This window comes from Sorangium sp. So ce590 (genome assembly GCF_051521365.1).
Taxonomy (GTDB): domain Bacteria; phylum Myxococcota_A; class Polyangia; order Polyangiales; family Polyangiaceae; genus Sorangium.
This window is the reverse complement of the sequence record NZ_CP150346.1, coordinates 9,508,006-9,532,487: the sequence shown is the minus strand read 5'-3', so window position 1 is coordinate 9,532,487 and position 24,482 is coordinate 9,508,006. Positions and strand designations below refer to the sequence as shown.

Here is a 24,482-nt window from a genome sequence, read left to right as displayed (position 1 = left end):
TTACTTACCTTGCAGATCGAACTGCTCGAGGTGGTACTCCTTCCGGGGTACGAGATCGATCCGGCGCTGGAACAGCCGCTCCGCCTCTTGCACGGCGATGCGCTCGTCGTTCTTCAGGAGGTCGATCACGGCCGGATGCGCGTTGACCACGACCGAGTAGCCGGGCAGGTTCATCCGTTCGCGCCGTATCTGCCTCAGGATCTCGTAGGCGACGGTCTGCTTGGATTGCAGCTGGCCCGTCCCGTCGCAGTAGAAGCACGGCTCGAGGATCGTCCGCCCGAGGCTCTCGCGCGTCCGCTTCCGGGTCATCTCGATGAGACCCAGATCGGAGATCCGGTTCAGCGTGGTCTTCGCCTTGTCCTTGGAGAGCAGCTCCTCGAGGCGGCGCCGCACCTTCTCCCGGTTCTGGGTGCGCTCCATGTCGATGAGGTCGAGGATGATCAGCCCGCCGATGTTGCGGAACCGGAGCTGATAGGCGATCTCCTCGACCGCCTCCATGTTCGTGGTCAGGATCGTCTCCTCGAGATCCTTCGACCCCTTGCCGACGAACCGCCCCGTGTTCACGTCGATCGCGGTGAGCGCCTCGGCCTGATCGATGATCAGGTGCCCCCCCGACGGGAGCGGGACCTTCCGCGACAGCGCGCGCTGGATCTCGTCCTCGATCCCGTACGCGTCGAAGATCGGCTCGGTGCCCTCGTAGAGCTCCACCGCGTCGGCGCGCTCGGGCATGAACATCTCGACGAAGCGCCGCAGGCGGATGTACTCATCGCGGTCGTCGATCACGATCTTCTCGATGTCGTCGGTGAAGAGGTCGCGTGCGGTCTTCAGCACGAGGTCGAGCTCGGTGTAGAGCACCGCCGGCGCCCTCACGTCGCTCTCGCGCTTCTTCGCCACCTCGCCCCAGAGGCGCACGAGGTAGCCCACGTCGGCCTTGAGCTGCTTCTTCGTGAGGCCTTCGGCGAGCGTGCGCACGATGAGCCCGCCCTGCGGCGGCTTCATCGCCTCGATGGCGTCGCGCAGCCGGGAGCGCTCCTTCTCCGAGCCGATCCGCTTGGAGATCCCGATGTGATCGACCGTCGGCAGGTACACGACATAGCGGCCGGGGAGCGAGATGTGGCTCGTGACCCGGGCGCCCTTCGTCCCGATGGGCTCCTTCGAGATCTGGACGATGACCTCCTGCCCCTCGCGGACGACCTCGCGGATCGGGGTCGATTTCGAGATGCGCGGCGGCTCGTTCTGCCAGTTGCGCCCGTTCTGCTGGCCGCGCGCGGCGCCCTTGCCCTTGCCGTCCCGCGGCGGCTCGCGTCCGCGCTCTCGCGTCCGCTGCTCGCGCCCGCGCCCTTCGCGTCCGCCCTGCTGCCCTTTCCCGCCCCGGTCACGTCCTTCACGCGGCGGCTCGCGCCCTTCGCGCGGCGCCTCGCGCCCCTCGCGCGGCGCCTCGCGCCCTTGGCGCCCCTCACGCCCTTCGCGCGGCGCCTCGCGCCCCTCGCGCGGCGCCTCGCGCCCCTCGCGCGGCGCCTCGCGCGCTTCCGTGGCGACCACTCCCTCGGGCGAGCCGCTGGCGCCCTCCAGGTTGGCGCGCCGGTCGCGCGTCCGTCCTGACCGGCGCACGCGCGCCTCCCGCCGTCCGCGTGTGCGCCCGTTGCGCGCACGCGCTGCCGGCGGCACCTCATCACCCGGCGCGGTTGCCGCGACGGCGCCCTCGGCGGCCGGCGACGCGTTCGCCTCCTGCCTGGCCGGCCACTCGCCGGCGGCATGCGCGATGGGCTCGTCCGATGCCCTCGCTGCTACCGGTTCTGTCTCCCCGCTGTCCGCGGCGTCGCTGCGCGCCTCCGGGCGCTCAGCGTCTGCGCTCCACACGTCGGCGGCATCCTCCGGCGGAGGGGAGGCGGGCTCGACGTCGTAGGCGGGCGTGTCGAGCTCGTCGTCGTCCTCCGCCTCCGCTTCGTCGGGGCCCGAGTCCTCCGGGCCGCCCTCGTCGACGTCGCTGCTGCCGCCTGGCGCGACCAGCTCTTCGTCGTCGTCGTCGTCCACGTGTCCGCCGTCGATCTCCGGCTCGTCGTCGGCCTCGTCGAGGGTCACCATCGAGCCCACGCCGGTGAACGCCTGTCCGGAAGGGCTTCCGAGCACGTCGAGCGCCGTGGGCAGCTCGATCGGCACGTCGCTCGCCTCGTCGAGCGGGCTGTCCGCCGCGAGCGGGCCTTCGGCCTCGAACCCTTCTTCGGCCCCGAAATCCGCCCCCTCCTGGGGCTCGTGGTGTTCGGCTGCCGCGTCGGTGCCCTCGGGCGCGGTCTCTGCGCCGGTTAGCTCGTGCGCCTCGCTTTCTGTTTCTGCATGCCCGGGCGCCTCGCTGGCGCGCGCGGCGCGGCCGCGGGAGGAGGCGCGCTCCTCCTCGGCGGGACGGCGGTGACCAGCCAGGTATGCCTCGAAATCGTCGGGCCGGATGAGGTCCTCGACGTGCAGGAAGGCGGCTCGCTCGAGCCCCACGTCGATGAACGCGGCCTGCATTCCGGGCAAAACGCGGCTGACCTTGCCGAGGTAGATGTTTCCGAGCGTCCCCTTGGAGCTCTCCCGCTCGAGATGCAGCTCGGCGATGATCCCATTTTCGATCAGCGCGACGCGTGTCTCGCGGATGTCCACATTGATGACGAGAAGGTTCTTTCCCATGTCGGATGCCGCACATCGGCGGCGCCGCCAAGCGTTACCACGGGTTGCCCGGGCCATGAAGGCGCAACCCGGAGCGCGCTGCGCGATTGAGGGCGTGGGGACGGAGATCGCCGAGGCAGGCCGGTCGCCAGTACGTGAGCTACCTCGCGTATTCGCCGCTCCGTCCCGAGGAACGGCGGCGCCTGCTGCCGGCCCCGAGCGACGGCGGCGTCTGGCACTGGACCCACCCTGGCCGGGGGGCGCTGGACCGCGTGCCGGCGCCCGCCACCGGGGAGCAAGCGTCCAACCCGGGAGGGGGCCCAAGCCGGGACGGGGCCTCAACCCGGGACGGGGCCAGGCCAACCCGGGACGGTGCCCCAACCCGGGACGGGGCCAGGCCAACCCGGGACGGTGCCCCAACCCGGGACGGGGCCAGGCCAACCCGGGACGGTGCCCAACCCGGGACGGTGCCCAACCCGGGACGGTGCCCAACCCGGGACGGGGCCTCAACCCGGGACGGTGCCCCAACCCGGGACGGGGCCAGGCCAATCCGGGACGGGGCAGGCCAACCCGGGACGGCGTTCTCCCAGCGGCGAGCAGCCGGCGCTCGCTCGGCGTCCGGCCGCACCCCTCCCAGCGGCCCCGCTGGCACGCTGCCGCCGTGTCCTGCCCCGAGCAGCCGCCGGTGCCCGCCCTCCTGCGCCTGATCTCGGCCAGCGCTGGCGAGCCGCTCGCCGAGCGCGCGTGCTTCGTGAATGCGCAGTTACAGCGGAGCCCGGGCGATGGCGGTCGTGCCGGGGAGCGTACAAAGGGCCGAAGGGGGCGGCCATCGGACGCCCCCTTCGGAGAATGACCTGCTGTTCGTCAGCGCCTCACATCGCGCACAGCGGCTCTTCGGATGCATCGCAGTTTTGAGCGCACTGCTCACAGACAGTGCACTTGGTGATGGCATCGTAGGCCTCCACCACGGCCTCGTTCGCCGTGCGGCACTCTTCGACGCACGCGGCCGGATCTTCCTTGTTGTCGCAGCGATCGATGCATTGCGCCAGGGCAAGACAGCCCGTCTTGTCATCCAGGCAGGCGTCAATGAACTCCTTGCATGCCCCATCGGCGGCGCACAGGTAGCAGCCCGAATTGTTGTTGCGGCCGCAAGTGTCCGTCATGTCATCACAGGTCGGGATCCCCGTCGAGGAAGAGCTCGTGGTGCTCGCGCCTGCTTCGCCGCCCGAACCGCCGTTGCCGCCTTCGCCGCCGTTACCGCCATTGCCGCCGTTGCCGCCGTTGCCGCCGGAGCCGCTGCTGGCGCCGGAGCCTCCGCTGCCGCTGCCGCTGCCGCTGGTCGGCGAGGCGGTGCTGTCGTCACCGCACGCCACGAGGGCGCAACCGGAAATCAAAAACGCAGCGAATACCCAAGATTTCATGCTCAATACCTCCACAGAACCCAACCGACCCCTCATTCGTATACTCGGCGACGCCCCAACGCTCGGTATGCCCGCCAAACCACCCGTCTTCATGCAGCCGGCCCCCGGGTGCGCTTGTGCAGATCGTTGGTCAGAGAGAAGCATCGCGCGTGGAGAGCAAAGAAAAACAGCCACGCAAGTTGTTTTTACACGCTTGGGATCGGCCGCGCAACGGCGTCGCTCGATCCGGCTCCCTCCTTCCCAGGCGTTCTATGCGGTTTTGGGGGCTGAACTGTCGCTGAGCGGGGCTCTCGTGGGGCCCGAGCTGTTCGAAAATTCTACTAAAGCGGGATGTTTCCGTGCTTCTTCGATGGATTCTTGTCGCGCTTGCCGCGCAGGAGGTCGAGGGCTTGGGCCAGTCGAATGCGGAGCATGCGGGGGTAGATCACCTCGTCTATGAAGCCGAGCTCGGCCGCCCTGTACGGGCTGGCGAATTTCGTCTTGTAGTCCTGGACGAAGCGTGCGCGGGCGACGTCCGGGTCCGTCGCCTGCTGGATCTCCTTGCCGTAGACGATGCTCACCGCGCCTTCCGGGCCCATGAGCGCGATCTCGGCCGTCGGGAAGGCGAGGTTGTAATCGGCCCGGATGTGCTTGGACGCCATGACGTCGTAGGCGCCGCCGTAAGCCTTGCGGGTGATCACCGTGATCTTGGGCACCGTCGCCTCGGCGAACGCATAGAGCAGCTTCGCTCCGTGAGCGATGATCCCGCCATATTCCTGGTCGAGCCCCGGGAGGAAGCCCGGGACGTCCACGAGCGTGACGAGCGGGACATTGAAGCAGTCGCACAACCGGACGAAGCGCGCCGCCTTGATGCTGGCCTTGATGTCCAGGCAGCCGGCGAGCACCTGGGGCTGGTTCGCGATTACCCCGATGGGCGCGCCGCCGATCCGGGCGAACCCGACCACGATGTTCTGCGCGTAGCGCGCGTGGATCTCGAGGAAGCAACCGTCGTCGACCACGGCGCGGACGAGCCGCTTGACGTCGTACGGCCCGGACGGCTCGATGGGGAGCATCGTGTCGAGCTCCAGCACCTCACGATCGACCGGATCGACCGCGCCGCGGCGCGGCGGAGCCTCGGTGTTGTTGGAGGGCAGGAACGAGAGCAGCTCGCGGACCTGCGCGAGCACCGCCCGGTCGTCGGGGGCGGTGAGGTGGCATATGCCGCTCCTGGCGGCGTGAGTAGCGGCGCCGCCCAGGTCTTCCTTGGTGACGTCCTCTTGGGTCACCGTCTTGATGACCTCGGGGCCGTTGACGAACATGTAGCTCGTCCGCTCGGTCATCAGGATGACGTCGGTGATGGCGGGCGAGTAGACGGCGCCGCCCGCGCACGGCCCGAGGATCGCGCTGACCTGGGGGACGACCCCACTCGCGAGCGTGTTGCGGAGGAAGATGTCGGCGTAACCGGCGAGCGACTCCACCCCCTCCTGGATCCGCGCGCCGCCCGAGTCGTTCAGCCCGACGACGGGGGCGCCCACCCTCATCGCGAGGTCCATCACCTTGCAGATCTTCGAGGCGTACGCGCCGGAGAGGGAGCCGTCGATCACGGTGAAGTCCTGCGCGAACACCACGACCTTGCGGCCGTCGATGAGGCCCCAGCCGGTCACGACGCCGTCGCCGAGGACCTTCTGCTGGTCCATGCCGAAGTCGGCGCACCGGTGGACCACGAACCGGTCGATCTCGACGAACGAGCCCGGATCGAGGAGCAGGTCGATGCGTTCCCGCGCGGAGAGCTTGCCGGCCTCGTGCTGCCTGGCGATGCGATCTTTCCCGCCCCCGTCGAGCGCGCGGCGGTTCATCTCGTCGAGGCGAGCGAGCGCCGGAGGCATCAGGGCCGTCGGATCAGCCATGCCGCGCCGTACCTACCATGGACCCCCACGGGGATCGAAAACCCCGTCGTGCCCGACGGAGGGGCCGGCGCGGCAGGTCGGCGCGACGGCGAAACCCTGTGCCGGCGCGACGGGGCGACGGACCCACCCGCTGGTACACGACAACGACGACACCTGACGAGGTAGGCGGAAACGAGTCGGACGCACGAAAGGTGAGACGCGCGGGTACATGCGACGAAAAATGACCGGGCACTGGAGGACCGCCCCCTACTTTCTTGCACAGGCGAGGGGACACCACGTAACCTGGGCAGCGCTCATTTGTCGCTGGGAAATGCAGGAATTTCCGACACGTAGAGTCTCTGGGGACCGGGGCGCAGGGGCTGCCATCGCCGCCATGGCCCTGCCGCGTCGCGACTTCCAACGGGGCAGCTCGGGCCGGTGCGGCAGCAGCGCGGTCGCCTGCCACGGCAGCTGACGTGCGGCGCCTCGTCGGATGCGCACGGAACCGCGGCACCGGCACCCCTGGCTCCGTTGCGGGAGCGCTACGCCCTCGTAGCTTGCGTCGCCTTGCGCTCAGCGGTTCCAGCGTGGCCTTCCGCCTCGCGTCGCAGGGTGAGATCGTTTCGGACGAGAGGTCGCTCGAGTGAAGCTCGCTCAGACTCGCGAGGCTCGTGCCCTGGCAGTCGCCGCCGTGGCGCGAGGGCTCATCGAGCCCAACGCCCTTTGGGACATGGCCTGCCGATGGACCCTCGGCGGCGCCTCGACGCCCCAGGAGCTCTTCGAGGGGATCCTCACCCCGGAGCAGCTGGCGGCGCTGCCGGAGCTGCTCGCGCAGGAGGGGCGCAGCCCGCCCGTCGCGCGCGCCCTCGCGCCGCAGATCGAGGATCCGGACGCGCTGCGCTTCGACACGCAGCGGGAGATCGACCTGCCGGGAGAGGAGGTCGTGGCCGATTTCCCGACGCTCGCGACCTCCGCCACGCGCGCCGTGAACACCGGCGGCAGCCGCTACGAGGTCGGCGAGGCGCTCGGGGCGGGGGGCGCCGGGAAGGTGGTGAAGGCGCGCGACCGGGAGATCGGGCGCGTGGTGGCGCTGAAGACGCTGAAGCCCGGGGCCGAGGCGGACTCCGCGGTCGGCAACCGCTTCCGGACCGAGGCGCGCATCACGGCCCAGCTCGAGCACCCGAACATCATCCCGGTCTACGACCTGGGCACGCTGCCGAACGGCCAGCCCTACTACTCCATGCGGGTCGTCAAGCGGCAGAGCCTGCAGAACGTGCTGACGAACCCCGAGCTCCGCAGGCAGTGGCCGCTCGTCCGGCTCATCGGCGCGTTCGTGCAGATCTCGCGGGCGCTGGCCTACGCGCACCGGCGAGGCGTCGCCCACCGCGACATCAAGCCGGAGAACGTGCTGCTCGGCGACTACGGCGAGGTGTACCTGGGCGACTGGGGCAACGCGAAGCTGCTCTCGAGGACGGAGGTGAGCGAGCCGATCGCCATCGACCCGGGCGGGCAGGACTTCGGCCGGAAGCGGCACGAGGCGGTCGCGAGCGCGCTCTCGGGCACGCCCGGGTACATCGCGCCGGAGCAGATCCGGGGGGACCACAAGCGGATCGATCACCGCGCGGACATCTTCGCGCTCGGCGTGGTGCTCTACGAGATCCTGACCGGCGAGCACCCGTTCGACGCGCAGACCGTGCTCGCCGTGATCCTCGCGACGCAGACGCGCGACCCCAGACCACCGCGCTCGATCTCGCCGAGCTGCCCGCTGCTGCTCGAGGACCTCTGCCTGGCGATGCTCGCGAAGGATCCCGATCAGCGACCGCCGACCGCCGACCGCGTCGCGGCGGAGGCCGAGGCGTTCCTCGAGGGCGCCAAGGAGCGGATGCGCCGCCGCGAGGAGGCGATCAAGCTCTGCGAGCTCGCCAAGGCCCCGCTCGAGCGCGACCGGCGGCTCTACAGCGAGCGCGAGCGGCTCGTCGAGGAGGCGCGGCGGCTGCTCAAGGACGTGAAGGAGTACGAGCCGATCGAGCGCAAGCGGGCCGGGTGGCACCTCGAGGACAGCGCGGCCGGGGTCGAGCGTGAGCAGGCGCGCGCGGCGGCGGAGGCGATCGACCTCTACACGAAGGCGCTGGCGTACGATCCGGATCTGGTCGAGGCGCGCGCCGGGCTCGCGGACCTGTACTGGTCGCGCGCGGTGCGGGCGGACCAGGAGCACCAGCACGCGGCGCGCATCTACCACGAGGCGCTCGTGGCGGAGTTCGACGTGGGGCGATACACCGCGCTGCTCACCGCCGACGCGGTCCTCTCGGTCGACTCGTCGCCGCCTGGCGCCAGCGTCGTGGCGTACCGTTACGTCGAGAAGGATCGCATCCTGATGGCGGGAGACGAGCGCACCCTCGGCCGCACGCCGCTCCGCGAGGTGCACCTCAAGCCGGGCAGCTACCTCTTCATCCTGAAGCGCGCCGGTCATCGCGACGTGCGTTACCCGCTGCTGCTCAAGCGGGGCACCCACCACCGCGTCGAGGTGAACCTCTACACCGACGCCGAGATCGGCGAGGGCTTCGTCTACATCCCCGGGGGGACCTTCATCGCCGGCGGCGACGCGCAGGCCTACGATCCGCTCCGTCGCGCCGAGCTCCACGTACCCGACGTCGCGATCGCGAAGTTTCCCGTCACCTTCCGCGAGTACTGCGAGTTCTTGAACGAGCTCGAGACGCGCGATCTCGACCTCGCGCTCAAGCGCGCGCCGCACGGGACGCGCGGCTCCGAGGGCTACGTGGCGCGGCCGGCCAGCGGCGGCGGCTGGGAGCCGTTGCCCACCGTGGTCGAAGGCGACGCGCAGAAGCGGTTCCCGGCGGAGGAGGGGCACCTCTGGAACCTGCCCGTCATCCTCATCGACTGGTTCGACGCCGTGGCCTACTGCCGTTTCCGGAGCGAGCGCGACGGGATCGAGGTCCGGCTCCCGACCGAGCTGGAGTGGGAGAAGGCGGCGCGCGGGACCGACGGCCGGTTCTACCCGTGGGGGGATCATTTCGATCCGACGTTCTGTTTGATGCGCTCGTCGCGACCTTTCTTGTCGCAGCTGGAGCCGGTCGGGACCTTCCCCATCGACACGTCGCCCTGCGGCGTGCGCGACATGGCGGGCGGCGTGCGCGAGTGGGTCGCCGACGTGAACGGCGAGAGGTCCTGGGCGGAGACGTCGCGCGAGATCGAGTCGGCCGCCGACGCCGGCGGGGACGCGCCGCCGTGGCGCATCGCCCGCTCCGGGAGCTGGGCCACGGACTCGCAGCAGTGCAGGAGCGCGTCGCGCACCCGCTTCTTCGGGATCACGCGGGCCCTGAACCTGTCGTTCCGGATCGCGAAGCCGCTCTCGCGCGGCCCGGGCCGCTGAGCGGGCGGCTCAGCCGCCGGGCTGCAGCGGGGGGTCGACGTACTCGACCTCGACGCCGCGGTGCGTGCGGAGCACGGTGCGCCCGGGCCGGCGGTCGACGACGTAGTCCGGGCCGACGGGCACCTTGCCCATCCCTCCGGGCGTATCGACGATCAACTTCGGCAGCGCGATGCCGGTGAGCCGACCCTGGAGCTGCTCCATGAGGGAGATGCCGGTGGCGAGCGGCGTGCGCAGGTGCGCGGTGCCGCGCACGGGGTCCATCTGGAGCAGGTAATAGGGGCGCACGCGCCAGCGCACGAGACCCCGGAAGAGCGCGGCCAGCGTCGTCGCGTCGTCGTTGATGCCGCGCAGCAGCACGGTCTGGTTCATGACGGGGAAGCCGTTGTCGACGAGCCGTTTGCAGGCGCGCTCGGCGGCGGGCGTGAGCTCCTTCGGGTGGTTGAAGTGCGTCATCACCCAGAGCGGATGGTGCGGCCTGAGCGCGCGCACGAGCTCTGCGGTGACACGCTGCGGGAGCGTGACCGGCACGCGCGTGGCGATGCGGATCGTCTCGACGCTCGGGATCTGTCGCAGCCGGGCGAGCAGCCGGACGACGCGGTCCGTCGAGACGGCCAGGGGATCGCCGCCGCTCACGATCACGTCGCGCACCTCCGGGTGCGCCTCGAGGTAGGCCATGGCCGGCGCGAGGCGCTCGAGCGCGACGGCGCCGCCGCCGTCACCGACCATGCGCGAGCGGGTGCAGAAGCGGCAGTACACGGCGCAGCGATCGGTCGCGAGGAGCAGCGCGCGATCCGGGTACCGTTGCACGAGGTGGGGCGCGACCTCGTGCGCGACCTCGCCGAGGGGGTCGACCAGGTCCCCGGGCACCTCGGCGGCCTCGTCGGCGAGCGGCACGCACTGCCGGCGGATCGGGCACGCCGGATCGCTCTTGTCGCAGAGGCTCAGGTAGTACGGGGTGACGCGGATGGGCAGCCCGGCCTTCTCGGCGCGCCTCGCGCCCGCGAGCTCCTCCGGCGTGAGCGACAGCGTCCGGTGGAGATCGTCGGCGCTCGAGAGCGCATGGCGCAGCTGCCATGTCCAGTCGCTCGTCCGCGCCTTCGCGCGGGCCGGACGCGCTCCCTGCTGGTCGCCCGCGGCGGGCGCCACGGGGGGCTCCGGCAGCACCACAGCGCGGGCGTTCGCGCCGTCCTCGCTGGGTCGCCGGGCGAGCTGCGTGGCGGCGACGAGCGCGCTACCTGCCGGCATCGCTCGATGGGGGCGCGGCACCGCCGGCCGGCTGCGGCGCGCTGGGCTTCGCGGGATCGGGCTGCGGCGTGCTCCCGGGCAGCGTGAGCTGCTGTGGCAGCTTCACCGAGGAGAGCGCCGCGTCGTTGATCTCGACGGGGAACTTCTTCCGCAGCTCGTCCTCGATGGCGCGCTCCTGCTCCTGCATCTTCTGCTGAAGGAGCGCGACGCGGATCGAGCGTTCGGCCGCCGCGAGCTCGCGCCGGTGCCCGCCCGTGAGCCCGCTCAGGCGGACGATGTAGAACCGGCCGTCGGCCTCGACGAGCTCGTCGCTCACCGCCCCCACGCTGCCGATCCGGAAGACGGCCGCGCGGACCGGCTCCGGGACCTGCGGGTGGGCGCCGCGCGGATCGCCGGGTGGGCTGACGATGCCAAGCTCGCCCGCGAGGTCAAGCGGCGGCGCCGCGCTCCTGTCCTTCGGCGCGGTGAGCGAGTGCGTGAGCACGAGCTCCCCCCATGCGCTGCCGCTCCCGGCCTTCTGCGCCTCCTTGAGGACCTTCTCCCCGAGCGCCTTGTCGCCGACCACGATGGCGGCGGCGCGCCTTCGCTCGGGCTCGCTGAACTTGTCGGCGTTCGCTTCGTAGTACGCGCGCACCTCGGAGGCCGGGATGTCGGCCGGCGCCGGCAGGCCCTTCCTCGCCTGGGCGATCATCGCCTCGCGGAGGATCTGCCGGATCGCGTCCTCGACCGCGGCGTCCTTCTCGAGGCCGCGGCGCCTGGCTTCCAGCGCGAGCAGCTCCGCGTCGATGATCTCGCTGAGCAGCTCGCGGCGTCGCTCCTTCGTCTGGTAGCGGAGCCGATCGAACTGATCCATCCGCTCCAGCGTCCTGCCGAAGTCGCCCAGGGTGATCACCCGCTCGCCGACCTTCGCGAGCACGCGCGTCGACTGCTCCGCGGTGAGCCCGAGGACCGGCTCCCCCGCGTCCGACGGGGCCTGGAGAGCGGGCTCATCGCAGCTCGCGACGAGCGCGGCGAGCGAGATAGCGAGCAGGGATCGGCGCACCGGAGCTCGGATCATTGCTGGCTCGGGGTCTAGCACGGTTTCCTCGTGGCTCGCGGGGGCGCCGGCCGGGTTCACGTCGGCGCGCTGGCGGGTGCCTCGGCTCGTCGCCCGCGCGGGGCGGTGCGGGGCGCTCGGGCGCGCGCGCTCAGTCGACGACCGTGCCGATCTCCTCGCCCCTGCACACCCGGAGGATGTTGCCGCGGGTCATGAGCTTGAACACCCGGATGGGCATCTTGTTCTCGCGGCAGAGCGTGACCGCCGTCGAGTCCATGACCCCGATCCTGTCCGCGAGGAAGCGGTCGTAGCTCAGGTGCGCGAACATCTGCGCGCCTTCGTGGCGCACGGGATCGCGGTCGTAGATGCCCTCGACCTTGGTCGCCTTGAACAGCGCCTGCGCCTGGATCTCCATGGCCCGCAGCGCTGCCGCAGTGTCGGTTGAGAAGAACGGGTTGCCCGTGCCCGCGGCGAAGATGACGATGCTGCCCTTCTCCAGGTGACGCATCGCCCTGCGGCGGATGTATGGCTCGGCGACCTGCCGGATCTCGATCGCGGTCATCACGCGCGTCGGCACGCCCGTCTTCTCGAGCGCGTCCTGCAGGGCGAGCGCGTTGATGACGGTGGCGAGCATGCCCATGTAGTCGCTCTGGGAGCGGTCCATGCCCGCGCTCGCGCCCTTCAGCCCTCGGAAGATGTTGCCGCCGCCCACGACGACCCCGATCTGCACCCCCATCCGCTGGAGCTCGGCGATCTCGCTGGCCACGTGATGGAGCGTCTCGGGGCGTATGCCGAATCCGCCTTCTTCGCCGCAGAGCGCCTCACCGCTCAGCTTGAGCACGATGCGGCGGTATTTCAGCCCGGGGGCCGGGCGAGGGGGAGGGGGAAGGAGAGAATCCTGCTCAGCGGCCACGGTCGCACCTCGTAGTCGGGACCTGCGTCGAGGGCAACGAGCAACGTGCACCATCGATCGGCGACGTGGCAGCGCGCCGCGGGATAGAGCCACCGAGCGGCATGTACCTTGCGCTTGACCGGGCAGGGCGCTACTCTCGGCCCCCCTATGGCGCGTGTAACTGTGGAAGATTGCCTCGAACGCGAGGAAAACCGTTTCGCCCTCGTCGTGCTTGCGGCCAACCGGACGCGGCAGATCATGAAGGGCTCGGACGCCCTCGTGAAGACGAAGAACAAGCCTGCCGTGACCAGCCTTCGAGAGATCGCGGCGGGCAAGGTGCACTTCCACCGGAGCTCCCACGAGGTCGTGTCCGAGTGGCTCCAGCAGATGAACGCCAACGGCCAGCAACGCTGAGGGCCAGCGCTGATGGCGCACCGGGCGAGCGTGCTCTGGTGATGCACGCTTCCGTCGGGGCCCTGTTCCTCCAGCGCGCTCCCGTCGTTGTGCCAGCGCTGCGCTTGATCTGTTGCTTCGCATGAAAGCTGAGACCACGACGCGCGCGAGGCGGTCTTCGAGCTCCGGCCAGCGTCGCGATCCGGAGCTCGAGGCGGGGACGTCGGCCCACTACGAGGATCCGGCGTATTACTCGAAGACGTACGCTCGCCGACAGGACGACGTCCGCTACTACGTCGATCTCGCCGTGGCGTCCGGCGGGCCGGTGCTCGAGTACGGCTGCGGCAACGGGCGGATCGCGCTGCCTGTCGCGAGGGCGGGGGTCCGGATCACGGGTGTGGATCTGTCGGCGCCGATGCTCGGCGATCTGCGCGCGCAGCTCGGGCGGGAGCCGCGCGGCGTCTCCTCCCGCGTGAGTCTGCGGCGGGGCGACATGCGGGCGTTGCGGTTAGGGCGCCGCTTTCCGCTCGTGCTCTGCCCCTTCAACGCGTTCTTGCATCTGTATACGCGAGCCGACGTGGAGCGTTTCCTTGCGCGAGCGCGCGAACATCTGACGCCCAAGGGCGAGCTCGTCTTCGACGTGTCCATGCCCGAGCCGGCCGAGCTCGCGCGCGATCCGGATCGCGCCTATGCCACGCCGCGCTTCCGGTATCCCGCAAAGGACGGTCCAGGCGAGGTCGTCCGGTACACCGAACGGTTCGACTACGACAAGGTCCGGCAGATCCTGTTCGTTTCGATGGAGTTCACGGCCGTGAACGGCGGCGAGCGATGGATGACGCCGCTCGCCCATCGTCAGTTCTATCCGCAGGAGCTCGAGGCCTTGCTCCACTACAACGGCTTCGAGCTCACGGAGCTCCGCAGCGATTTTTCCGCAGCGCCGCCTGACAACCAGACGAGCATGCTGCTCTATCACTGCCGGCCTCGTCGCTCCGTTCGAGCCGGCCGCTCCTGAACGCCGGGCGCGGCCGCGAAATGCGTGCGTCGCCAGAGGAAGACCCGTGACAGCAGGGCCGCCCCGCGCGGTGCCGCCCCGCGGTGGCACCGGGTCGCCCGGTGCATCATCACGCGCCGGGCGACTGAACGCGCGCGCGCCTGCCGTATCGAGCGCCGTGCGCCGGTCGCCTCAGACGCCGATGTAGAGCCGGTGGGCGAAGTTGCGCTCGAGCTTGGCGCGCAGCACCTTCTCCGCCGCCGTCTCGATGTCGTACTCGACGCGCTTGAACTCGAAGCGCTTCGTGTCGCTGTCGTAGATCGTGTAGCTCGCGCGGTTGTCGTAGTCCCGCGGCTGTCCCACCGACCCGACGCTCACGATGTATTTGCGCCCCTGCTCGAGCTGAAAATCCACCGCCGGGAGCTCCTCGACGGTGTTCGGCGTGAGCGCGAACACCTTGCAGAGGTGTGAATGGCCGATCAGCGTGATGTGACCGAGCTCGTTCCACATCGGCAGGCACTCGCGCGCCTGCTCAGGGGCGAAGATGTACTCGAACTCCTCGAGCCGGACGGGCGAGCCGTGGCAGAGGTCGACGTTGATGTCCGTCAACTTTTCCTGATACGTCAGGCTCCGCAGCCAGGCTGCGTTCTCGGAGGAGAGCATCGCCGCGTGCGTGTCGAGCGCCTGCCGGGCAGCCTCGTAGTAGTACGAGTAGTCCATCCGACCTGCGACGGCCGCATCGTGGTTGCCGAGGATCGTCTTCTTGGCCACCTTCCGGACGAGGTCGGCACACTCGTTCGGCGAGCCGCCGTAGCCGACCGTATCCCCGAGGCAGTAATAGACGTCGATGCGTTCGTGGCGATAGGACTCGAGCACAGCGCTGAGCGCCTCGTAGTTGGCGTGCGTATCGCTGAAAATCCCGAGTCTCATTTCGACGCGAGGGCGGAGCTTAGCACGAAGGCCTCGACTTCCGTTAGGAATTCAAACCCGAATCCGCGGCCGGACTGGTCGGGCCGGGGTTGAGGGGTGCCGGCTTCTCGGAGCAGTTCCGGCGACCCATGCTTCCGCTGCGCCCGGAACCTCCTGACGGAGGCTGGAGGACCGGCCGCGTTCCATCCCGAAGATCCCGAAACTTCCGAAATCGCCCGGACTGCTGCGACCACCGAGCCTGCGGAGGCGCTCCCAGCACGACCACGTTGACTAGCGGCCACCCGCACCGGAGAAGGATAGCGTGGAGCCCATGAATACCAAACAGAACGGTGCAGGTGCCTCTCCGATTTCTGCGGAGCGGTCAGCCGAGTCTGGTCTGTCCGCTGCAACTGTTGTCGCGCCGCCCGCGCCGCCACCGCCGCCCGCTGTGGAGGACCTCGCCGAGGGGTGCGTGCGGTTTGTGGAGCGCGCCCTCGGTGTACGGCTTGACTACCGGCCGGAGACCTTGCCCGTGCTCGACCACTACCTCGAGCAGGCCCGTGGGGCGACGTCGGAGAGGGTCGAGGCGTTGCCGGTGGTTGCGCACATGGCGGGCGTCTACTTCGGCGAGGTCATCCGGCGCCGGCACGCGTCGTGGTGGCGCATGGACGGAGAGGATCCGACCTACTGGCAGCTGGAGTTCGAGTCGGTTCACCTCGCGTTCAGCCCGGTGATCTTCGTCCGCGAGGCGCTCTCGCGGGGTCCTGGTGCGGAGGTCGGGCGGGACCTGGCCGAGGATTCGCTGAGCGGCGATCCGGCGGCGCTCGATCTGGACGAGGACGACCGCGAGGTGGTCGCGGCCAGGCTCGCGGAGCTGCCGCAGGTCTCGGAGAACGAGTACTACGCCCCGTCGACGCGGCTCGAGGTGATCGATATCGCCCTGGACGCGGTCCGCTCGCGCCGGCTCGCTGCCGGCGAGGAGACCGACGCCGCGCTCGACCCGGGCGACTACGAGCGCGGCGACGACTGATCCAGGGGTCGCCGCGCTCGGGCTGCTCGCGCTGGCGCGGCGGCACCACGCGGCGCGCCGCCGATCGCTGCGCGCCGCGTGGGACGTGCTGCGGACGCGGCGACCGGTGGTATCGTCGCTGGCGTGTTGTGGGTCCTCTTCGGGCTGTTGCTCCTCATCTCGTGGGCGGCGTACTTCACGTTCGGCCTGTCCACGGCGATCCCGATCGCGGCGAGCGTCGTCATCGCGCTCGCAGCGCTCGCGCTCTTCGTGTATCGCCGCGTCAAGGCGGGGCGCGCCGCGTCTGCCCTGGAGCGCGCGATCGTCCAGCAGGGGGCGCAGCAGGCGCTCAACGCGCGGCCCGAGCGGCGCGCCGAGATCCAGGAGCTCCAGCGGCAGGTCCAGGGCGGCATCAGCGCGCTGAAGACCTCGAAGCTCGGCAAGGGCAAGAAGCACGGCAGCGGCGCGCTCTACTCGCTGCCCTGGTACGTCATCATCGGTCCGCCCGGGGCGGGGAAGACGACGGCGCTCAAGCACTCCGGCCTGGTCTTCCCCTACGCGCACCCGAGCAACGGTGGCGGCGTGCGCGGCGTCGGCGGGACGCGGAACTGCGACTGGTGGTTCACCAACGAGGCGATCCTCCTCGACACCGCGGGGCGCTACACGACCGAGCAGGACGACCACGAGGAGTGGATCGCGTTCCTGCAGATGCTCCTCAGGCACCGCGCCCGCCGCCCGCTCAACGGCATCCTCGTCGCGGTGAGCGTGGCGGATCTCATCGACGCGAACGAGCAGCACATCGAGCAGATGGGGAAGAAGCTCCGGGCGCGCATCGACGAGGTCATGACGCAGCTCCACATGGTGCTGCCCGTCTACCTCCTGTTCACGAAGTGCGATCTCATCGCGGGCTTCTCGGAGTTCTTCGGCGACATGCGCAAGAGCGACCGCGCCCAGGCGTGGGGGGCGACGCTCAAGCTGAGCGCGGACAAGGCCGACCCGGGAAGGCTCTTCGACGCTGAGTTCGACGCCATGGCGAAGCAGGTCCACGGTCGCTCGCTGAAGCGGCTCGTCATGGAGCGCAGCCGGGAGGGGCGCGAGCGCGTCTACCAGTTCCCGCTCGAGTTCTCGGGCATCCGCCGGAACCTCTCCGATCTGGTCTCGACCGTCTTCATGGTCAACGCGTTCCAGGGCACGCCCATCTTCCGCGGCTTCTACTTCACGAGCGGCACGCAGGAGGGCAGGCCGCTCGATCGGGTGCTCCAGCGCATGGGGCAGGCGATGGGGATCCGCACGCACGAGGCCGTGGCTCAGCAGAACGTGGAGTCGAAGAGCTACTTCCTCCACGACGTGTTCATGAACGTCGTCTTCCCGGACGGGGACATCGCCGCGAGGAGCGCGAGCGAGATCCGGCGCCAGCGCATCGTGCGCGGCGCGATCAGCGCGGCGGCGGCGACCCTCGGGATCATCCTGGCGATCCCGAGCCTGGTGTCGTTCGCCAACAACCGCGAGTTCCTGCGCGAGGTCGAGGCAGACGGGCGCGCCGTCAGCGCGCTCCGGTGGGAGGACACGCGACCGCTCTCGGACAAGCTCGCCGCGCTGCGGCCCGCGCTGGATCGGCTGCAACAGATCGACAGGGCGCGCGAGGAGGGACCGCCGGACGGGATGGGCTGGACGATGTTCCAGGGCGAGACGGTCTACCCCCCGCTGTTGCACGTCTACATCGCGAGCCTCCAGAACGGCTTCGTGATCCCGTGCAAGCAGCGGCTCGAGGACCGCCTCAAGCTCGCGAAGGGAGATCACTACCTGCGCGAGCGGAACAACCTCAAGCTGTACTTGATGCTGAGCGACGTCGAGCACCTCGACGTCGACTGGGCCAAGGACAGGTTCACCTCGCTCTGGGCCGAGGTGCTCCGGCCGACGTCGAACCTCAACGAGACCGAGCTGAAGAAGCAGCTCGAGCGGCACGTCACGTACTACCTGTCGCTGATCAAGCAGAAGAGGGTCACGCCCATCGCGCACAAGGCGGAGCTGGTCGCGAGCGTGCGCGCGATGCTCCAGGCCGTGCCGGTGCGGAAGCGCTACTACGACTTCTTCGTCAACTCGATCATCGAGGAGAAGTACGACGAGACGGGCGACAACAGCCGCGCGAACCGCAAGTACCCCCCGCTCACGCTGGGCGACATGTTCGCCGACCGCCCCGACGTGCTGAAGGTCATCGGCAGCAAGCAGTACGCCAAGGAGAAGCGCTGGAAAGAGGTCGACGGTCCGTACACCGAGAAGGGACACTTCGAGGTGCTCGAGAAGGTCCGCCAAGGCGCCGAGCTCTTGAGGGAAGAAGAGTGGGTCGTTCCGCTCGCGCCCGGAGAGAACGCCGCGATCGACAAGGACCTGGACGGCCTCGCTGCTGACTACGACGCCCGGTACTCCGCGCAGTGGACCGACTGGATGACGGACCTCACCGTGCGGACGCCGGCCAACCTGAAGGAGGCGAAGGAGCTCTACATGGAGCTCGCCAAGCCGGACTACCCGTACCTCCGCATCATCCGCGCGCTCGAGGACAACACGCAATGGAAGCGGGATCGCAGCGCGATCGAGGACACGGGCTTGTTCAAGCGCGGGAAGGAGCACGTCGAGAAGAAGATCGAGCAGAAGACGAGGTTCAAGGTCCCCCTCGACGTGAAGCTCATACGAAACCGTACGAGCTCGGTCCCGGACGAGTTCAAGCGGACCGTCGAGTTCGGCGTTCCCACCGCGCCGAGCGGCTCGGCGCCGATTACGGACACGCCCCTGGCGAGGTACATCTCGCTTCTCAGCTCCCTCCGCGACGAGATCCAGCGGCTCGAGGACGTGAACCCCAACGTCGACGCGCGCCTCATGGCCGACCGGCTGATCGAGGCGATACGGCAGGCGGACGCGCTCCTCCAGCCCTTCGATGAGCGGGCCAAGACGCTGCTCCGGCCGCTCTTGCTGACCCCGCTTCAGGTGGTGGCCGCGCGGCTGCCGCCGCTCGCGGCGGCCTCCCGCTTCCCCGCAGCTGTCCCGCGCTGAGCGGCGCGGCGCCGGTCAGACCTCGATGCGGATCTCGTCGCGGCCTGGCTGCACCGCGCCGGTCGCCGGATCGAGCGAGAGCACCATCTCGACCGCGTCCTCGTCGTTGTCGCTGTAGTACCGCGGACGCACGCCCATCGCCGTGAAGCCGAGCTTCCGGTAGAGCCGGATCGCCGCCCGGTTCGAGCGGCGCACCTCGAGCAGGACCAGCCGCACTTGCTGCTGCTGCGCGTACTCGAGCGAGCGGCTCATCAGCGCCGTGGCGAGCCCGCGTCGCCGCGCGCTCGGGAACGTGGCGACGTTGAGCACGTGCAGCTCGTCGACCACGTGCCACGCGATGAGGAAGGCGAGCGCGCGTCGCTCCTCGCGCGCGATCCAGCAGCGCGTCCATGGGCGGCGCAGCTCTTCTCGCGCCGAGAACTGCGGCACGTCGAAGGCCGCGGCCGCGACCGCGTCGATCTCGTCGAGCGCAGCGTCGTCCGCGGACTCGGCCGTCAGCTGGATCAGCGTGACCGAGCCCTTCGTCGCGTCGCGCTTCACCTCGCCACCTCCGTGGGACAGCCGGAGACGATCTGGACCTGCCCCACCCGCCCGCTCTTGAGCTTCTGGCACGCATCCCCGAGGAGCTCGACGACAGCGGGGGACCTCCAGCGCCAGCCGTTCTCCAGGTCGTACGGGACCACCTCCTCATCCAGGTAGACGTTGGTCTGCCCGTCCTCGGGCGGCGGATCGATGAGGTCGAACTCGCAGGAGACGACGATGCTGGCGATCCTCGAGAGGACGTTGCCCAGCGTGTCGAGGTCTTCCACCTTGAAGTAGAAGGGGCTCACGAACTGCGCCGCGCCGCCGGCGAGCGCCATCTGGTCGAGGACATCGCCGTAGAACTCGCTCCCCGGGATGCCGACCACATAGACCTCGATCCCGCTCGTCGCGAGCCGCGCGATCGCGGCGACCGTATCGTCGCGATCGAGGCACCCTCCTGGTCCCGAGAGGCCCGAGGGCGTGCAGCAGTTCTCCTCGGGGCATTGCTGCTCGATGTTGGCGATGCAGTCCTCGGCGCTGCACGTCGCGGAGCTGTTGCAGTTCGGGCCGCCGTCCGTCGCGAGCACGACGATGGTCTTGCCCGGGAGCTCCACGAGCTTCGGCGCGAGCGCCGCGAGCGTTGCCGCGGTCGGCGTCCCGCCGAGAGGCTCGATGCGCGTCGCCGAGCGGAACCTCGAGGAGGTCGAGGCGCCTTCCTGCGAGGCCGCGAAGGGAGCTCCCGGGGTGACGGGGAAAACTTCACCGCCCGGCCTGCACGGCGCCTCGGCGGTCGCGTTCAGCGGGAACACGGCGGCGCCGACGTTGATCAGTGGACCCAGGTTGCGTACGAGGTCGACCGCGGCCTCGCGAACCCGGTCGTAGCGGGTCGCGCGCGATGAGGCGGGGCTGAGCATGCTGCCCGACGCATCGAGGACGAAGTAGAGGTTCGGCGCTTCGGAGATCTCCACCTGGTGGATCTGATTGCCGCAGAGCCCACCCGCGTCCACGGGGGGTGGTCCGCTCGATCCTCCGGGCCCCGGGTCGAACCCGTCCTCCGGCTCCTGTGCTCCCTGGCCGCCGCCGCTGCGTGGAGGCTGCTTCGGGCCGTCGTCCTCGCAAGCGGACATCGCCGCGCCGCCGAGCGCAAGCGCGGCTCCGAGGCGGCATAGCATGCCGCGGACGCCGGCCCGCTGCTTCACGGCCGTCTTCATGGAGAGCAGCGTATCACGCCCGTTCGCACCGCCAGCGGCGAGCGTCGACGCGCGCGAGCTCAGGGCTCTCGGTAAAACCTGGGCACGCGACGCGAGATGCTCGTCAGCACCTCCCAGGCGATCGTCCCCGTCAGCGCGGCGATCTCCTCAACGCTGATCGTCGCGCGCCCGAGCGGGCCGTCCTGTGTCCCGAGGAACACGACCTCGTCGCCCACGCGCGCTCCCGGCACGTCCGTCACGTCGAGCATCGTGAGGTCCATCGACACGGCGCCCGCGATCGGCGCGCGCTGACCGCGCACGAGGGCGGCCCCGCGGTTCGACAGCTGGCGGCTCAGGCCGTCGGCGTACCCCATCGGCACGGTGGCCACGACGCTCTCCCGCGAAGCCTGCCAGGTGTGGCCGTAGCCGATGCTGTCGCCCTTCGCGATCGTGCGGAGCGCGACGACCTCGCTGCGCACCCGGATGACCGGCTTGAGGTCTGGCGCGAGCCCTGCGCGCGGCGAGATGCCGAACAGCGCGACCCCGGGTCGAACGATGTCGAGCCACGCTGCGGGGAGGCGCAGCATGGCCGCGCTGTTCGAGGCGTGTCGAACCCGCGGCGTGAGCCCGAAGCTCTTCGCCCGCTGCTCGATTTCCTCGAAGCGCCTCATCTGCTCGATCGTCACGCCGAGATCGTCGGCGTCCGCGCAGGCGAGGTGGGTCATGAGCCCGTCGAGCCTCACCTCCGGGTGCTTGGCGAGCATCGCGAACACCGCCTCGAGCTCCGAGCTCGTGGCGCCGAGCCGTCCCATGCCGGTGTCGACCTTGAGATGGACGCCGACGCGATCGCGCTGCTCGAGCCGCACCACGTTCGCGAGGCGCTCGATCTGGCCGGCGTCGTAGACGACGGGCACGAGATCGCGCGCGATGATTTCCTCGAACCCCTCGCGGCGCGGGCCGTAGTAGCCGCCCATGACGAGGATGGGCAGCCGGATGCCGGCGTCTCGCAGCTCGATGGCCTCCTCCAGAAGTGCGACGCCCAAGCCGGGGATGCCGGCGCGCTCGAGCGTCCGCGCGACTGCCGGCGCGCCGTGTCCATAGGCATCGGCCTTGAGCACGCCCCAGATCTGCGGCCGCTTCACGCCGTTCAGCGCTCGCTCGAGGACCCGGAGGTTGTGCCGCAGGTGCGCGAGGTTCACCTCCGCGCGGGTCGGCCGCACTGCGTCCGCCGGCGCCGCCCGCCGCGGCCGCAGCACCCGCACGGGGCCAGCGCCCGAGCCGAGCGCTTCGAGGGGCGACGCCGTGCCGTTGCGATCAGGAGGCGTGCTGCTGAGCTCTGTGGGCGCGTGCGAAGCGGACATCGTGTACGCGGATAGACCTACGCTCGATCGCGGGTCAAGATTCCAGGCCATCTTGGTGCGACAAGGTGAGGCATGGTTCGCCGAGCGCTGCGCGGTCGGTCAGAAGCAGCCGCGCATGCACCGTGTGTACTTGCCGGAGCATCCCTTCTCGCAGCCGGCGGACTTGCAGTCCCGCTGGCACTCCTTCCAGCTCGCCTCGCATGCCGCGCTGCACGCCGCCCCCGGCGGCGCGGCGTCCTCGGCGGCGCTCGGCGCGGTCTCGGCGGCGCCAGCGTCCGCCTCGTCCGCGGGCGCGACCACGTCGGCGGTCAGGAGCCTGGGCGGCGGGGCGAGCGCGCTCGTCGGCTCCGGCACGGCGGGGGCCCGGCTGCTGGGCGGGCTCCACTCGCCTTCGTCGAAGTCGCTGGCGTGGCTCAGCTGCCTCGCCCGGAGCGTGGCGTACTCGACGCGATCGCGCGTCTGACCGAACGTATAGAACTGGAGCCACTCGTCCCAGCACGCGCGCCGCAGCGTCGGCTTGACGTCGGCCAGCGAGTCGAGCGCCATGCAGTGCTCGAAGCGCACGTCCCCCTCGTAGACCGCGTTGATGCTCGCGCCGCATGCGGTCACCGAGGCGGCTAGGCAAAGGAGGATCCTGAACCGCACGGGGTACGAACACCGATAGCAGAAAAGCTCCGCCCCGGTGTCACACCTGGCCTGCCCTCGGGTGGACCAGGCGGGCCGCCTGGTCGAGGTGCTCTCCGGTTGAACTTTGCCCTGCGATGCCGTACGTTGCCGCCCCTTCGCACCGGCGGCGGCGGCACAACGCCTCCGCGCCGGGCGCCTCAACGGAGCCTGTCCATGTTCCTCATGCTGTCGAAAGGTCCTCGGAAGACCACGCGCTCCAAGTCGAAGCGCCATCGGTCCAAGCTGAAGGCGAAGAACCGCAACCGGCGGAACCGCATCTACCAGCGCGCCTGATGGCAGCAGCGCGCGCGAGCGGGCCTTCTGCCTCGCTCGCCGCGCTGTGCTTCGATCTCGGGGCTGCCCCTTGGACTAGGGGCCGCCCTTTTTCAGCTCGGTCAGCACCAGCTTTGCGACCGCCTTGAGCGTGTCGAACACGCCGACGCCGGTCCGCGCAACCCCCTCGAAGTCGGGGACGTTGGTCGGGTTGAGCAGCGACCGGAGCTCTTCGACCGTGCCGATCTCCGGTAGATCCCGCTTGTTGTACTGGATGACGTACGGGATCTTGTCGAGCGAGTAGCCCTGCTCGCCCAGGTTCGTGCGGAGATTCTCCACCGACTCCTGGTTCGCCTCGATGCGGCCGAGCTGTGAGTCCGCCACGAAGACCACGCCGTCGACGCCCTTCAGGATGAGCTTGCGGCTCGCGTCGTAGAAGACCTGCCCCGGCACCGTGTACAGGTGGAACCGCGTCTTGAAGCCGCGGATCTCGCCCAGCGCGAGCGGGAGGAAGTCGAAGAAGAGTGTCCGGTCGGTTTCCGTGGCGAGGGAGATCATCTTCCCCTTCGCGTCCGGGTTGGTGCGCTCATAGATGTACTGCAGGTTCGTCGTCTTGCCGCAGAGACCCGGCCCGTAATAGACGATCTTGCAGTTGATCTCGCGCGCCATGTAATTGATGAAGCTCATCGACCGCGCTCCTAGTCGTTGAAGAGGTTGTCGATGTCCTCGTCGGTGATCTCGGCGAACGGCGAGTCGGCGCCTGGCTCCTGCACCTTCTTGAGCAGCGCCTCGAAGATGTGGTTGAGCTCCTCGCTCGCCTTTCGCACCCGGAGCCTCACCAACCCGAGGCTCGACTTTGAGTCGAAGATCACCACGAGGATGACGCGGTTCCCGACCAGCTGGATGTGGATGTTCGCCTTCTCACCCTCGTGGAACTGCGTGGCGAACTCGTTCTCCTTGAGGAGCTTCGCCATCCCGCCCGTTGCGGCGATGTTGCCCGCCGTCAGCGAGGCGAGCGACGTGGTGTCGAGATTGTCCACGTCTCCGCTCGCGGCGATCAGTTGCCCGTTCTTGTCAACGATGAAGACGACCTTCGCATTGGCGTCCTTGACGAGGCGATCCACCACGCTCTGGATCTGATTGAATTCCTCCTCGTACATCACCATCTGAGGGTTGACCATCGTTCCTCCGCCAGCGCTCTCGCGATGGGGCCCTGGGCATTGCGGGCTCTGTAGCCCTTGTCATCACCGGGCGCCGCACGAGCGGTCCCCGACCATCGTCATCGAACTGGCTTCCCGCTGTGCGGGCCTGCCTTACCACCGGTACCACGTTCGCGGCGCCAGGCTCGCTGCCTGGCGCTTGCATGGCCGGCTCGCTGCGCGCAATGCGGCTGCTCCTCGACCGTGCGCCCGTACATCTTGGGACGTTTCTATCCGAAGCAGGTGCGGCGGAGCAAGGCGGCCCTTTCTGGAAGTTGGAGGATCCCGCGGCGGAGCCCCTCCGAGCGGTGCTCGAGCCTGACGGAGCTCGCTCCCACCCCCGACTCCATCCGCCTCGGTTCCGGTGCTCTCCTGGCGCCCTTCCGCGGCCGCCGATCGGGGGAGCCGATCTGTAAGTTGTCGAT

The 24,482-nt window shown here is 69.7% G+C and carries 18 protein-coding genes; 5 read left to right on the top strand and 13 right to left on the bottom strand.

Annotated features, from left to right (window positions below):
* From WMF28_RS36045 to WMF28_RS36035, 3 genes are all read right to left on the bottom strand, one after another.
* Positions 1 to 2,667: an Rne/Rng family ribonuclease gene (locus WMF28_RS36045; protein WP_437598067.1), complete on the bottom strand. Its 2,667-nt coding sequence runs from the start codon at positions 2,665 to 2,667 to the stop codon at positions 1 to 3.
* An 851-nt stretch (positions 2,668 to 3,518) separates the two neighbouring features.
* Positions 3,519 to 4,067: a hypothetical protein gene (locus tag WMF28_RS36040; RefSeq protein WP_437598066.1), complete on the bottom strand. Its 549-nt coding sequence runs from the start codon at positions 4,065 to 4,067 to the stop codon at positions 3,519 to 3,521.
* A 320-nt stretch (positions 4,068 to 4,387) separates the two neighbouring features.
* A complete protein-coding gene (locus tag WMF28_RS36035) occupies positions 4,388 to 5,953 on the bottom strand; it encodes an acyl-CoA carboxylase subunit beta (RefSeq protein ID WP_437598065.1) in 1,566 nt (521 codons plus the stop codon).
* Positions 5,954 to 6,623: 670 nt separating this feature from the next.
* Between WMF28_RS36035 and WMF28_RS36030 the strand changes: the two genes are divergently transcribed.
* Entirely contained in the window at positions 6,624 to 9,323 is a 2,700-nt protein-coding gene (locus WMF28_RS36030) for a protein kinase domain-containing protein (RefSeq protein ID WP_437598064.1), read from the top strand.
* A gap of 9 nt (positions 9,324 to 9,332) precedes the next feature.
* Here WMF28_RS36030 and WMF28_RS36025 read toward each other — a convergent pair whose 3' ends face one another.
* The 3 genes from WMF28_RS36025 to pyrH form a co-directional block, all read right to left on the bottom strand.
* Positions 9,333 to 10,568, bottom strand: a complete 1,236-nt coding sequence (locus WMF28_RS36025; RefSeq protein ID WP_437598063.1) for a KamA family radical SAM protein — start codon at positions 10,566 to 10,568, stop codon at positions 9,333 to 9,335.
* Positions 10,555 to 11,610, bottom strand: a complete 1,056-nt coding sequence (locus WMF28_RS36020; RefSeq protein WP_437598062.1) for a peptidylprolyl isomerase — start codon at positions 11,608 to 11,610, stop codon at positions 10,555 to 10,557. Before WMF28_RS36020 ends, WMF28_RS36025 begins: the two co-directional genes overlap by 14 nt.
* A 145-nt stretch (positions 11,611 to 11,755) precedes the next feature.
* Positions 11,756 to 12,517: a UMP kinase gene (pyrH, locus tag WMF28_RS36015; protein ID WP_437598061.1), complete on the bottom strand. Its 762-nt coding sequence runs from the start codon at positions 12,515 to 12,517 to the stop codon at positions 11,756 to 11,758.
* A gap of 147 nt (positions 12,518 to 12,664) precedes the next feature.
* On the opposite strand from pyrH, the gene rpoZ reads away from it, so the two are divergent.
* Positions 12,665 to 12,910 carry a DNA-directed RNA polymerase subunit omega gene (gene rpoZ / locus WMF28_RS36010; protein WP_437598060.1) on the top strand — a complete coding sequence of 82 codons (246 nt, stop codon included), beginning with the start codon at positions 12,665 to 12,667 and terminating at the stop codon, positions 12,908 to 12,910.
* A gap of 121 nt (positions 12,911 to 13,031) precedes the next feature.
* The gene (locus WMF28_RS36005; protein ID WP_437598059.1) at positions 13,032 to 13,901 is read left to right on the top strand and encodes a class I SAM-dependent methyltransferase; all 870 of its coding nucleotides are present in this window, start codon (positions 13,032 to 13,034) and stop codon (positions 13,899 to 13,901) included.
* 171 nt (positions 13,902 to 14,072) lie between these two features.
* On the opposite strand, the gene WMF28_RS36000 is transcribed toward WMF28_RS36005, so the two are convergent.
* The gene (locus WMF28_RS36000) at positions 14,073 to 14,810 is read right to left on the bottom strand and encodes a metallophosphoesterase family protein (protein ID WP_437598058.1); all 738 of its coding nucleotides are present in this window, start codon (positions 14,808 to 14,810) and stop codon (positions 14,073 to 14,075) included.
* Positions 14,811 to 15,261: 451 nt separating this feature from the next.
* Here WMF28_RS36000 and WMF28_RS35995 point away from each other — a divergent pair, with 451 nt between their 5' ends.
* Together WMF28_RS35995 and tssM are read left to right on the top strand one after the other, a co-directional pair.
* Positions 15,262 to 15,819: a hypothetical protein gene (locus tag WMF28_RS35995; RefSeq protein ID WP_437598057.1), complete on the top strand. Its 558-nt coding sequence runs from the start codon at positions 15,262 to 15,264 to the stop codon at positions 15,817 to 15,819.
* A 123-nt stretch (positions 15,820 to 15,942) separates the two neighbouring features.
* Positions 15,943 to 18,846, top strand: a complete 2,904-nt coding sequence (gene tssM, locus WMF28_RS35990; RefSeq protein WP_437598056.1) for a type VI secretion system membrane subunit TssM — start codon at positions 15,943 to 15,945, stop codon at positions 18,844 to 18,846.
* 15 nt (positions 18,847 to 18,861) lie between these two features.
* Here the strand turns inward: tssM and rimI are convergent, their stop codons facing one another.
* The 6 genes from rimI to WMF28_RS35960 form a co-directional block, all read right to left on the bottom strand.
* Positions 18,862 to 19,386 (bottom strand): ribosomal protein S18-alanine N-acetyltransferase, encoded by a 525-nt coding sequence (rimI, locus tag WMF28_RS35985; RefSeq protein WP_437598055.1) that lies wholly within the window; start codon positions 19,384 to 19,386, stop codon positions 18,862 to 18,864.
* Positions 19,383 to 20,579, bottom strand: a complete 1,197-nt coding sequence (locus tag WMF28_RS35980; RefSeq protein WP_437598054.1) for a vWA domain-containing protein — start codon at positions 20,577 to 20,579, stop codon at positions 19,383 to 19,385. The genes rimI and WMF28_RS35980 overlap by 4 nt, the downstream gene beginning before the upstream one ends.
* A 59-nt stretch (positions 20,580 to 20,638) precedes the next feature.
* Positions 20,639 to 21,919 carry an alanine racemase gene (gene alr / locus WMF28_RS35975; RefSeq protein ID WP_437598053.1) on the bottom strand — a complete coding sequence of 427 codons (1,281 nt, stop codon included), beginning with the start codon at positions 21,917 to 21,919 and terminating at the stop codon, positions 20,639 to 20,641.
* A 99-nt stretch (positions 21,920 to 22,018) separates the two neighbouring features.
* On the bottom strand, positions 22,019 to 22,528 hold the full coding sequence (locus WMF28_RS35970; protein ID WP_437598052.1) for a hypothetical protein: 510 nt from the start codon (positions 22,526 to 22,528) through the stop codon (positions 22,019 to 22,021).
* Between the two features lie 426 nt (positions 22,529 to 22,954).
* Entirely contained in the window at positions 22,955 to 23,545 is a 591-nt protein-coding gene (locus WMF28_RS35965; RefSeq protein WP_437481258.1) for a GTP-binding protein, read from the bottom strand.
* Between the two features lie 11 nt (positions 23,546 to 23,556).
* Entirely contained in the window at positions 23,557 to 24,039 is a 483-nt protein-coding gene (locus WMF28_RS35960) for a roadblock/LC7 domain-containing protein (protein WP_012239856.1), read from the bottom strand.
* Positions 24,040 to 24,482: the final 443 nt, after the last annotated feature.

Coding starts and splice junctions, on each gene's coding strand:
- WMF28_RS36045 (WP_437598067.1), bottom strand. CDS start 2,667: ATGGGAAAGAACCTTCTCGTCATCAATGTGGACATCCGCGAGACACGC.
- WMF28_RS36040 (WP_437598066.1), bottom strand. CDS start 4,067: ATGAAATCTTGGGTATTCGCTGCGTTTTTGATTTCCGGTTGCGCCCTC.
- WMF28_RS36035 (WP_437598065.1), bottom strand. CDS start 5,953: ATGGCTGATCCGACGGCCCTGATGCCTCCGGCGCTCGCTCGCCTCGAC.
- WMF28_RS36025 (WP_437598063.1), bottom strand. CDS start 10,568: ATGCCGGCAGGTAGCGCGCTCGTCGCCGCCACGCAGCTCGCCCGGCGA.
- rpoZ (WP_437598060.1), top strand. CDS start 12,665: ATGGCGCGTGTAACTGTGGAAGATTGCCTCGAACGCGAGGAAAACCGT.
- WMF28_RS36005 (WP_437598059.1), top strand. CDS start 13,032: ATGAAAGCTGAGACCACGACGCGCGCGAGGCGGTCTTCGAGCTCCGGC.
- WMF28_RS36000 (WP_437598058.1), bottom strand. CDS start 14,810: ATGAGACTCGGGATTTTCAGCGATACGCACGCCAACTACGAGGCGCTC.
- WMF28_RS35980 (WP_437598054.1), bottom strand. CDS start 20,579: ATGAAGACGGCCGTGAAGCAGCGGGCCGGCGTCCGCGGCATGCTATGC.
- alr (WP_437598053.1), bottom strand. CDS start 21,919: ATGTCCGCTTCGCACGCGCCCACAGAGCTCAGCAGCACGCCTCCTGAT.
- WMF28_RS35965 (WP_437481258.1), bottom strand. CDS start 23,545: ATGAGCTTCATCAATTACATGGCGCGCGAGATCAACTGCAAGATCGTC.
- WMF28_RS35960 (WP_012239856.1), bottom strand. CDS start 24,039: ATGGTCAACCCTCAGATGGTGATGTACGAGGAGGAATTCAATCAGATC.